We start from the raw sequence: 13,307 nt of genomic DNA, 5'->3' as shown, positions 1-13,307 counted from the left end.
TTAGCTACTATAATTATGTAGTATAATAAATCTAACGATTTTTGATTTCGTTCATCAATAAAAAAGCATCATTTACATATTCTTTTTCAAGGAATAATGTAAAATAATTTGAAGTTGAAATAACTTCAAAAACTGGAATCCCTTGATAAGCAAGTAATTTAAATAGATAAAAATATAAACCTACTGTTTTTGAATTATCCTCTGGTAAGGCTAAAGAAATAGAAGAAAGATCACTCATTACAGAAATACGAGTTTCATTTTTAAAATGTTGTTCTACAATTTCTTTAAGTGAATTAGATACCAAAATATTACTCTCTTGAAAATTACTAGAATAAGTAAAATAAGCACCTGTAATATCTTTTACAGCTTCAAGTAAATTAGACTGACTATTAAGTATTGTTTTTGAATTTAAAAAGGTGTATTCTGTAATTCCAGAACGAACAACAATATCGCCCAGATTTCGCAAATTAGAGTTTTGTAACGTGGCGTGATTACGTTGTGGATAGTACCTGCGTAGAGCCATTACTATAGAACCTGCTTTTACAGGTTTACGCATCTCTTCTTCAACTTGAGGAAGCAAATCATCTGCCAAAGCTCTATAATTGATGATATTTTTTGAGAGTGCTTCTTCTAAAAAAGGATGATGTTTGATAATAGAATTAACACAATCCGTAATCGTCTTCATTTGTTATATATTTAACATTATGTACAAATGTATACAAAAAATACTAAAATATTTATCCTAAGTTTTAAAATAACTAACTATGCACCAGTAATGAATGAGATAATATAATTCATATAAAGAAGATGAAAGTTTTAAAGTTTGGAGGTACATCTGTAGGATCACCAGAAAATTTACTTAAGGTAAAAGAGATTGTTAATGATGGACAACAAAAGGTAGTCGTATTATCAGCAATGTCTGGGGTAACTGATTTATTGGTTAAGTTAACAGAAAAAACAGCTTCTAATGATAAAAAAGGTATAAAAAATATATTAAATACGCTTGAATCCAAACATATAGAAGTTATAAAGACTTTATTTGAAGATAGGACTCAACAAGAAAACCATATACAGTATATAAAAGAATGTATTGCAGCTATGTATGTAATTACAACAAATGAAGATACAGAAGAAATATATTCTAAGTTGGTAACATACGGAGAAACATTATTGACGTATATTTTTTCTGCATTGCTTACTACAAACAGTATATCGAATAGACTGCTTGATGCTAAAAACTTTATGCATATTGATAGCGTAGAAGCTCCTAATATTGAAAAAGTGAGCACATTATTAGATGAGATATTAAATCAGGAAAGAGTAGATATTTATGTGACTCAAGGATTTGTATGTAGAGATATAAAAGGAAAGATTGGTCATTTAAAAAGAGGAGGAAGCGATTATACGGCTACGATAATAGGAGCAGCTATAGAAGCAGAAGAAGTTCAAATATGGACAGATATTGATGGATTTCATAATAATGACCCGAGATATGTAGAGAATACTCGTAGGATTTCACACCTAACATATGATGAAGCAGCTGAATTAGCATATTTTGGAGCAAAAATTTTGCATCCTCAAACGGTGTCTCCTGTGACTCAAAAAGGAATACCAGTACTGCTAAAAAATACATTTAACCCTGTCGCAGAAGGAACTATAATCTCTAATCAATATGGAAGAAAAGGTTTGAAAGCAATTTCTGCGAAAGATAATATTACAGCAATAAAAATCAAATCTAATAGGATGTTGATGGCGCATGGATATTTAAGAAGAATATTTGAAGTCTTTGACAATTATCAAACAGCTATAGATATGATTACAACATCAGAGATTGCCATATCTTTGACTATTGATAACGATAGGCATTTACCAGAGATTGTTAGAGAAATTGAAAACTATGCCGAAGTTACTGTAGAAAGAAATCATAGTATCATTTGTGTAGTGGGAGAAGGAGTAATTGCAGATCAAGAAGCACATAAGTTATTTGAAGTACTTAACTATATACCAGTACGTATGATTTCTTATGGAGGAAGTAATAATAATATTTCGATCCTAGTCGAAACAGAAGATAAAGTCAATACCTTGAGGTTTTTAAACCAAAAACTTTTTTGCTATGAGAAAGAAGAATTGGTGACCTGATTTTGATATGTGTTTTTAATTCAAGGAAACCTGATGTCGATAAGATATCAGGTTTTTTTTATGAAGATAAGAGTTTGTAATAGGCTAAGAAGACTTGTTATAGTTTTTGCAATTAATTGAATAACTTAAAACAGAAAGATCAAACTGTGAAAATTGGATGATTGATATGCTTTAGAATAAACAAATCAATATTCAAAAATGATTATTCTTTATTCGATCTTTATAAAGATAATTTACTCATAGTTTTTGAGATTGACCCATTATAACAAGATGACTTCGTTCATTTTACGTATATTTAAAAGAAAAATATGCTGGTAAAAGTATACGGCAGTGCTGTGTTTGGAGTAGAAGCAACAACTATAATTGTTGAAGTTAATGTAAATAAAGGAATAGGATATCATCTTGTAGGATTACCGGATAATGCAATAAAAGAGAGTAATTATCGTATTGCGGCTGCATTACAAAATAATGGATATAAAATACCGGGAAAAAAAATAACAATTAATATGGCACCTGCTGATTTACGTAAAGAGGGTAGTGCATATGATTTAACATTAGCTATAGGTATTTTGGCAGCTTCTTCACAGATTAAAGCTGAACGTGTTATGGAGTATTTAATTATGGGAGAATTGTCCTTAGATGGTAGTTTACAACCAATAAAAGGAGCCTTACCCATTGCAATTAAAGCTAGAGAAGAAGGTTTTAAAGGATTTATATTACCTAAACAAAATGCAAAAGAAGCAGCTATTGTAGATGGCCTTGAAGTGTATGGGATAGATAATATAAAAGAAGTAATCAATTTTTTTGAAGAAACAGATACCCTTATAAGAACCGAAGTAGATACTAGAAAAACGTTTTATGAAAATTTAAATTTTCCAGAATATGATTTTGCAGATGTAAAAGGACAAGAAAGTATTAAACGCTGTATGGAAATAGCCGCGGCAGGCGGACATAATATTATTTTAATAGGACCACCAGGAGCAGGAAAAACTATGCTAGCAAAACGATTACCATCTATTTTGCCTCCTATGTCTTTACATGAAGCATTAGAAACAACAAAAATACATAGTGTTGCAGGAAGAATTAAAGAGCATTTAGGATTGATGACACAACGTCCTTTTAGATCACCTCACCATACGATATCAGATGTAGCTTTAGTAGGAGGAGGAGCTTATCCTCAACCAGGAGAAATATCTTTATCTCATAATGGAGTTTTATTTCTAGATGAATTACCAGAATTCAAACGAAGTGTACTAGAAGTAATGCGACAACCATTAGAAGATAGAGAAGTAACTATTTCTAGAGCACGATTTACAGTTACATATCCTTCGAGTTTTATGTTAGTAGCTAGTATGAATCCCAGTCCGGGAGGATATTTTAATGATCCAGAGTCTCCTGTGACATCTTCACCAGCAGAAATGCAACGATATTTGAGTAAAATATCAGGACCTCTTTTAGATAGAATTGATATACATATAGAAGTAACACCGGTTCCTTTTGAAAAACTGAGTGAAGAACGTAAAGGAGAATCTAGTGTAGCTATTAGAGAAAGAGTTACAAAAGCTAGAATTTTTCAAACAGAACGTTTTAAAGAGTTACCTAATATTCATTATAATGCTCAAATGGGAGTACGCCAAATACGCACTTTTTGTCAATTAGATGAAAAATCAAAGGTATTACTTAAAACAGCAATGGAGCGTTTAAATTTGTCAGCTAGAGCATATGATCGCATACTTAAAGTAGCTAGAACTATTGCTGATTTAGATGAAGAAAAAAATATCATAGAACATCATATAGCAGAAGCCATTCAATATAGAAGTTTAGATAGAGAAGGATGGTTGGGATAGTTTCTATGTTTTTAAGATTTTCATATTAAAATCAAAAATAAGCATTAATCACCACGGTTTAGTTAACATTTTTTTAACTTTAAACTACATGTAAATAATGATCTTATTTGTATATTAGCTGTAAGAAGAAGAGTAAATCTTATTTTTATTGAGGTTTATATCCAAATCTTACAAAAATAGACTATGTGAGTCTAGGAGGCGAAGCCTTATCAAAAAACTACTTAAAATTATAAATTACTACTCTTTAATATTATTTCACTTTTAAATTGTTCAATGTATTTTAATTGTTGTTAAATCCACTTACTGTAGGCACTAACGAAATAATATATAATATTCATATTACATTTTAAAATTACGTATACTTTTAAGTAATAAGAATGATAGTACATATTGTATTTACTGATAGATATAATATGGATACTTTTTTTAATTAAGATTCATAGTCAGTGATTTTAATTAAATGTAATTTCATTGGATAGAACTTTCCGAACAATGTATCTCAATTCTCTGAGAGCTATATAATAATCGATCATTATAATGAGTAATATAAAAAATAAGATTGTTACCAATTATTGGAAAAGTAAACTTAAAAATAGATTAATGATAAATAGAAAAGATCAAAGTGAGATTTTTTCTCAATCTATATCTATTTTTAGTGATGAGCTTTGGTATTTTGAAAGTTTGAGTGGTAATAATAAAATGGCAGAACAAACAATACTATTAACCTTGTTTAGTTCTCTTTTACAGCGATATAAATTACACTCAGATATAATATATTCTAAAGAAGAAGTAAAAGGAAAAGAAACTCCAATACTATATAATGTAGAAACGATTCAAGGAAAAGGATTAAAGGAGTATTTAAATGAAATAAAAAAAGAAACATTAGAAGTCTACAATAATATCGACAGCAATTATTTTTTTAATAATGAGTTTGAAAAATATAGTTCGATTGGTTTCATTTATAATCAGTTAACATACAATAAAGAATTATTTGACTTTTCAATAGGTATTGAAAAAACAAAAGTTAATTTAAATATTACTCTTCATTACTCAAAATCTTTTATTTCAGAAAGTTTGGCTAAACACTTTTTAGCTAATTTTAAAGAGTGGTTGATCAACTTGGATAGTTCTTTAAATAAGAATATTGATATACTACCAATAATATCAGAGGAAGAAAAAAACATGTTTTTAACAAGTTTTAATGATAATAACTATCCTTATGATAAAAATGATACACTAATAAGTGTTCTTGAAAAACAAGTAAAAAAAACACCTCAAGAAATAGCTGTACAATATGAGAAAGTACAGTATACCTATGAAGAACTTAATCAAGAAGTAAATCAATTAGCAAATTTTATAGTTGAAAAACAAAATGTTAAGAGAGGAGATCATTTAGGGATTAAATTACCAAGAAACGAAAAGATTATAGTAGCAATACTGGCTGCACTCAAATTGAATGCTACCTATGTGCCAATTGACATTGATTATCCTGAAGAACGTATTCGGTTTATAGAAAATGATAGTAAATGTACATATATCATTGATGAAGAACAATTCAATCGGTTTGAGACAAATCAGGAACGGTATTCTAAAAGTAATTTAGATATTGAGATAGACTCGACTGATGTTGCCTACATAATTTATACATCAGGTACCACAGGTGTTCCTAAAGGGGTTATGATAACCCACCAAAATGCTATAGCACTATTGAATTGGGCTCAAAACGAATTTGATGAGCAAAAATTTGACGTTGTATTTGCATCAACTTCGTATTGTTTTGATCTTTCTGTTTTCGAAATGTTCTTCCCGTTATCAATAGGGAAGAGCATACGGATACTGGATAACGCATTAGAAATAGGAGATGCTTTACAACACCATAAAAAAGTACTCATTAATACGGTGCCCTCCAGTATCCGGAATATTATAGAAAATGGTTACTCTTTATCCAATGTAAGTATTATCAATTTAGCAGGAGAACCTTTTCCTGTGGATATAGCCAATACGTTGAATAGCCTTGGTATAGAAACACGTAATTTATACGGACCTTCAGAAGACACTACTTACAGTACGGTTTATAAGTTAGATCCTAAAAAAGAATACGTTACATCCATTCCTGTGGGGATTCCTGTTTCTAACACGCAAGTGTATATATTGGATGAATGTATGCAGTTGTTACCCATCGGAATTCCAGGGGAATTATATATTTCGGGTGATGGTATTGCCAAAGGTTATCTTAATCGTTCTGAACTAACTTCGAAGAAATTTATAACGAATCCGTATCAGGAAAATAAGAAGATGTATGATACAGGAGATATGGCAAAGTGGACTCCTGATGGAAATATCGAATTTTTAGGTAGAAATGATCACCAGGTAAAGCTACGTGGATATCGCATAGAACTAGGGGAGATAGAAAAGAGTATTCTTTCATTTTCTGAAGAAATTGTACAAGCTATAACCGTAGTACATAGTTCGGAAAAGAATGAATTTTTGGTGGCGTACTATGTTACAAAAACACCTATAGATACAGAGTCTATTAAAAGCTTCTTAGATATCAGATTGCCAGGTTATATGATTCCAGGTTATTTAATAGCTTTAGAAAAAATGCCATTAACTCCTAATGGTAAAATTGATAGGAAAGCTTTAGAGAAGCTTACATTAAATCGCCGGATTACTACGGAATATATAGCACCAAAAAATGAAACAGAAAAAGTGTTGGTTAACATTTGGCAGGAGGTATTGAGTGTAGAAAAGGTAGGAGTAGAGGATAACTTTTTCCATTTGGGAGGACACAGTCTCATGGTTTCTCAGGTGATAGAAAAGATGCATAAAACTTTAAACAGAGGGGTAGCATATAAAGAGTTTTTTGAAGAACCAACGATTAGAGGGAATGTCAAAAAAATGGGTAAAAAAGAATATGTTGCTATACCACAGGCATCAGAATCCATATCATATCCATTAACACCTTCTCAAAACAGATTATGGATATTAAGTCAATTAGAAGAAGGATCATTAGCCTATAATATGCCAACTGCGGTAAAGGTTAATGGTGAAATTGATTTTGTATTATTTGAGGAATCTTTTAATAAAGTAATTGAACGCCATGAGGTTTTGAGAACAAATTTTAAAACGAATGAGAATGGCGAAGTAAGACAGCATGTTAAAGATTTTGAGAATGTAAATTTTAGAATAGAAAGTAAAGATTTTAGCTTTGAAAGTGATAAGAAACAATTAGTTGATAATTACTTAGAACGTTTCAATAGTATATCTTTTGATTTAGAGAAAGAACTATTGTTTCGGGCTTCTTTGATAAAAACCGAAGATAAGGTGTTTGTGTTTCTCTTATCAATACACCATATTATTGGTGATGGTTGGTCAACCAGGTTATTAATATCAGAAATTATTGAAATATATAATAGTTTAATCAATAGAGAAACTCTTAAACTACCGGGATTATCGATTCAATATAAGGATTATGCTGTATGGTTAAGTAAAGAATTACAAAAAGAAGAATTTGTAAAACAAAAAGATTATTGGTTAAAACAACTCGAAGGAGAATTACCTGTACTTGAATTACCAAGCTTTACAACAAGACCATTAATAAAGACATATAATGGAAAAAGAATTACGCAAAACTTTTCTGAATCTTTTTTAAATAAGTTAAAAGCTTTTTCTATAAATAATGATGCTACATTATTTATGACTTTAATGGCAGGAATTAATACTCTTTTGTATCGATATACCGGGCAAAAGGATATTATTTTGGGTACACCTATTGCAGGAAGAAAACATGTTGATCTGGAGAACCAAATAGGCCTATACCTTAATACATTGGCATTACGTACTAAAATCAATAGAAAAGATAGTTTTTCTGATATGGTTGCCTGCCAGAAAGAAATATTGTTAGGCGCATATGAACACCAAGGTTTCCCATTTGATCATCTGGCAGGTCAACTCAATACCAAACCGGATTCCAGTCGTTCCTTGTTGTTTGATGTATTAGTTGTATTACAAAATCAGGAGCAACTAACCAACATTAACAATACAAATCATATTAAAGGGATTGAGATAAGTAATTACCCATTTGAAAGAAGAACTTCTCAGTTTGATGTAAGTTTTATTTTTGTCGAAAACGAAGGATTAGAACTAACTATAGAGTTCAATACAGATATTTATGATTCCAGATTGATAAACAGAATGTTCTCTCATTTGGAAAACGTGCTTATACGATGTATTGATGAACCAGATACACCAATTGAAGAAGTAAATTACCTTAATACAAAAGAAGCGGAACAGTTAATAACGAGTTTCAATTCAACAAGTACAGCAAAGAAAGAACAAACAGTAATAAGTTTATTTGAAGAACAAGTTGAGAAAACTCCAGATGCAATTGCTGTAGTTTTTAGAGGTGTAGCATATACATATAATGAAATAAATGATAAGAGTAATCAGCTTGCACACTATCTGAGAGAAAAAAAACAGGTTACCAAAGAATCTAATATAGGAGTGATGTTAGAAAGATCTGTAGATAGTATAATTACGATGATAGGTGTTATGAAATCGGGAGCGTGTTACGTACCTGTTGAACATCAATACCCGCTGAATCGCATTAATTTTATCCTTGAGGATGCATCAATGGATTTGGTATTGACTAAAAATGATCTATTGCAAGAAGATGAAATAGTGTTTAATCACTTTGTATATTTAGATGATTTACAACTAACAAAATATGCTGTTTCCAATCCCGAAAAAACAAACAAACTAGAAGATAAGTCGTTTGTAGTATATACTTCAGGGTCAACAGGAAACCCTAAAGGAGTTATACAAACTCATCGAATGCTAAGTAATCTAATTCAGTGGGATATTGAAAAATCAGGAATTGAGACTGGCTTAAGATTTTTACAGTATGCCTCGTTTAGTTTTGATATGTCTCTGCAAGATAGCTGGTTTGTATTATGTAGTGGAGGACAATTGTTTGTTTTGGAAGAGGAACTCCGCTTAGATTTTTCTGGGTTAGCATCTTATATCGTTGATCATAAAATTGAAGTTCTTTCATTTCCTTTTTCTGCGTTAAGTAACTTTTTTACTAATAATGGATTAAATCACTTAGAAAATCATAAAATAAAACATATAATATCCTCTGGAGAACAGTTGACAATTAATCAGGCATTGCATGATTTCTTAGCAAAGTATCCAAAGATTAAACTTCATAACCATTACGGACCATCAGAAACACATGTGGTTACTTATTATACGATGTCCGAAGAAGCAGGAAATATTACACCTTATGCTCCGATCGGGTATCCTATTTCTAACACAGATATATACATTCTCGATTCCCAATTACTACCGGTGCCTATAGGTATAAAAGGAGAACTTTACATAGGAGGAGAGAATTTGGGAATAGGGTATATAAATCTTCCTGAAGAAACCGAAAAAAGATTTATCCATAGTCCGTTTAAAGATAATCAACGTTTATATAAAACGGGGGATATTTCTTATTGGAAAGATGATGGAAGTATTATTTATGTGGGTAGAAACGATGATCAAATAAAAATAAGAGGTTATCGAATAGAATTACAGGAGATAGAAAGGGTTTTAGTAGAGCATCCTAATATTCAGGATGCAATTGTAATAGTACATACTAAAGAAACAGAGAAAAGGATATGTGCTTATTTTATAGGAGAAAACCCAGAGGAAATTTCAGAATTGAAAGAGTATATGAGTAGATATCTACCTCATTATATGATTCCTTTATATTTTATAAACCTATCAGCTTTCCCATTAACAAGTAACGGAAAGGTGGATAAAAAATCACTTCCGAATCCTATTGAGTTGGGGTTATCAGATACAAAAGAATATATTGCTCCGGAAAATAAGATCCAATCTATTCTTGCAGAAATCTGGGAAGAAATATTGGGAGTTCAAAAAATAGGGATAACCGATAACTTCTTTGAAAAAGGAGGGCATAGTCTGCTCATGGTTCAAGTGATTAATGCGATATACAAAAAGCTTGGAAAACGAATATCATTTCAGGACTTTTTTAAGTATCCAAACATAAAAACATTGAGTCATAATTTGCTGGAAAGTGATTATGTACCAATATCAACAGCTCCAATTGCTACTTCATATCCTCTAACGCCAACACAAAAAAGAATTTGGATATTAAGCCAGTTGGAAGGAGGCGCTCTGGCATATAATATGCCTGCTGCAGTTACTATCAAAGGAAATTTAGATGTTACAGCTTTTGAAGAAGTATTCAATACGTTATTGAAACGCCACGAAATCTTAAGGACTTGTTTCAAAATGGATGAGAAAGGAGAGATTATGCAATATGTAACTCCTTTTGAAGATGTTGATTTTCAGATAGACAAAGAGGATGTAAGCGATCAAGACAATGTAGAAGAAGCCATAGAAGCTGTTTGTAAACAGAAAAATGAGATTCTGTTTGATCTGGAACAAGCACCATTGTTATCCTCTTCTATAATCACTTCTGGAGAAAATGAATATATATTTTTACTATCGCTACATCATATCATCGGTGATGGATGGTCTATAGAAGTATTAATATCTGAAATTATAAAAAGTTATAATGCACTTGTTCAGAACCAAAAACCAGAACTTCCTGAGATAAAAGTTCAGTACAAGGATTATTCGGTATGGTTAAACAATGAACTGAAGAGCAAGAAGTATAAAGAATCTGAAAAATACTGGTTGGAGTGCTTCAAAGGTGAATTACCGGTTCTTAATTTGCCCAGTGCCAAACCACGTCCAGTAAATCAGATATTTAACGGAAAGGAACTAGAATATCATTTTCCGGATACGCTAAAATCAGAGCTAATAAAGTTTACACAAAACAACGATGTAACGTTGTTTATGGTTCTTATGGCTGGAGTTCATATTTTATTACATAAACATAGCGGACAAAAAGATTTGATAACAGGAACTCCTGTTGCGGGACGAGAGCATCCCGATCTGGAACACCAGATTGGAGCATATTTGAATACCTTGCCTATACGTACAAAGATAGATCCACAAAATAGCTTTTGGGAATTCTTGCAATATCAAAAAAATGAGCTAATTGGAGCATACGATCATCAACATTATCCTTTGGATGAATTGATCGGTAAATTAAAATTGCAAAGAGATGTAAGCCGCTCCGTACTCTTCGATGTATTGATCATTTTACAAAGCCAGAAACAATTACATACAATAAACAATCAAAAAGAGTTGACTGGACTGGATTTTAGTCCATACAAATACATTAACACTACTTCAAAGTTTGATATCAGTTTCAAATTTGTAGAATCAGATGCTTTGACCTTAACAATAGAGTACAATACAGATATTTATAATAAAACACTGATGGATAGAATGTATATCCATTTGGAAAACATTCTTAAAGAAGTTTTAACCAATCCTGAAAAACAAATTAATAGTATTGATTACCTGACAACTACCGAGGAATTAGAGCTGGATAGGTTTAATAATACATTAGTCACGGGAGAAGAGTCTCTAACCTTTTTAGATGTATTCAAAGGCCAGGTAGATAAAAAACCTGAGAAACTCGCCGTTTACGATGGAGTTAACCAGTTTACTTACAAAGAACTTAATGAATTATCCGATAAAATAACTTCCTGTTTGATGGTTAATCATCAGGAGGATAAATCACCAATTGCAGTAGTATTGGATAGATCTGCATTTGTACTTCCTGTTTTATTAGGTATCCTAAAGGTAGGAAGATCATATATCCCATTGGATCCTACATTTCCGGTAGAAAGGCTTCGACATATCATAAATGATAGTAAAGTAGAATTGATTATTGGGGATCAAAAAGAAGAGTTTGATCTAGAAACTAATGCAACGATACTTTCTTTAGAAAAACTTCTGAAACAAGCTTCGAAAACAAAACCAAAAGATATACCTAATATATCTCCAAAAGATTCCGCTTATATTATATATACCTCGGGATCAACAGGAACGCCAAAAGGAGTAGAAATAGGACACCAGTCTCTGTTGAATTTTCTGCTTAGTATGCAACAAAGACCAGGTTTGAATGAAAAAGATGTACTATTTTCTGTAACAACATATTCTTTTGATATATCCATATTGGAGTTTTTTGCTCCCCTGATTACAGGAGGTTCAGTTTTCATAGTAGATCAGAAAACATTATCAGACCCTAATACGATTCTTCAAAAACTGGAAGGAGTTAAACCTACAGTGATGCAAGCAACACCTGGATTTTATCAATTGTTGTTTCACGCAGGGTGGAAAGGAAGTAAAGAACTGAAAGTTCTTTGTGGAGGTGATCTGTTAAGTAAATCTTTGGCAGAAAAATTAATCAATACTTCTGCTGAAGTTTGGAATATGTATGGACCTACCGAAACGACAATATGGTCAAGTGTGAAAAGAATAGAACATCCCACAGATGCTTCAAATATTGGATCACCCATAAACAATACTTCATTTTATATAGTAGATGAATTTTTGAACAAAGTCCCTATAGGAGTTGTAGGATCCCTATATATAGGAGGTAAAGGGTTGGCCAAAGGATATTATGGAAATGAACAGCTAACAAAAGATCGTTTTATTGAAAGCCCTTTTTTAGAAAATGAGGTAATTTATAAAACAGGAGATATAGGAAAATGGAATGCTGATGGCGAAATTGAGTTTTTGGGTCGTAACGATTATCAGGTAAAGATAAGAGGATACAGGATTGAATTAGGAGAAATCGAGGCTCACATAAACCAAATACAAGAGATTAAAGAAGTTGTTGTGGTTGCCAAAAGGAAAAATGAAGAAGAAGCTTTTTTGGTAGCTTATGTGATACCGAATGAAGAAGGTATAGATGCACGAATGGTTGTGACAGAGCTTAAAAAGAAGCTGCCTTCATATATGGTTCCAAACACCATTATACCAATTCCCGAATTTCCTTTGACATCCAACGGAAAAGTTGATAGGAAAAAGTTATTAAACTACATTCATGAACCGCAAGCTTCTACTGTAGAGTATATTTCGCCTAGAAATGAGATAGAAGAGAAATTAGTGTCCATTTGGAAAGCGGTATTAGATGTGAACAAAATAGGTGTACTGGAAGATTTTTTTGAGATAGGAGGGAATAGTCTAAGCGCCACTAAAATAGCAGGTATGATCCATAAACAATTTGAAATTAAAATATCGATAAATGACCTGCTGAGAAGTTCAATTTTGGAAGAACAAGCAACACTTATCGAAAACAATCTTCTAATTCTTAAAAATAGAAGCAAAAAGACTGAAGAAGAAGGTGAAATAGAGATGGAAAAGTTCTCTATTTAGCCGTTTTAC

At 31.6% G+C, this 13,307-nt stretch carries 4 protein-coding genes; 3 read left to right on the top strand and 1 reads right to left on the bottom strand.

Annotation, left to right across the window (positions count from 1 at the left end; genetic code table 11):
* Positions 1-31 precede the first annotated feature (31 nt).
* A complete protein-coding gene (locus ACYEKI_RS03525) occupies positions 32-685 on the bottom strand; it encodes a hypothetical protein (RefSeq protein ID WP_459209779.1) in 654 nt (217 codons plus the stop codon).
* Between the two features lie 122 nt (positions 686-807).
* On the opposite strand from ACYEKI_RS03525, the gene ACYEKI_RS03520 reads away from it, so the two are divergent.
* The 3 genes from ACYEKI_RS03520 (at position 808) to ACYEKI_RS03510 (ending at position 13,298) form a co-directional block, all read left to right on the top strand.
* A complete protein-coding gene (locus tag ACYEKI_RS03520; RefSeq protein ID WP_459209778.1) occupies positions 808-2,139 on the top strand; it encodes an aspartate kinase in 1,332 nt (443 codons plus the stop codon).
* A 308-nt stretch (positions 2,140-2,447) separates the two neighbouring features.
* Entirely contained in the window at positions 2,448-3,986 is a 1,539-nt protein-coding gene (locus ACYEKI_RS03515; RefSeq protein ID WP_459209777.1) for a YifB family Mg chelatase-like AAA ATPase, read from the top strand.
* A gap of 537 nt (positions 3,987-4,523) precedes the next feature.
* Positions 4,524-13,298, top strand: a complete 8,775-nt coding sequence (locus tag ACYEKI_RS03510; protein WP_459209776.1) for an amino acid adenylation domain-containing protein — start codon at positions 4,524-4,526, stop codon at positions 13,296-13,298.
* Positions 13,299-13,307 lie beyond the last annotated feature (9 nt).

Origin of the sequence: Aquimarina rhabdastrellae (assembly GCA_947387485.1) — a bacterium.
Taxonomy (GTDB): Bacteria; Bacteroidota; Bacteroidia; order Flavobacteriales; family Flavobacteriaceae; genus Aquimarina.
The sequence above is the reverse complement of the archived record's forward strand: the minus strand, read 5'-3'. Positions and strand labels throughout refer to the sequence as shown.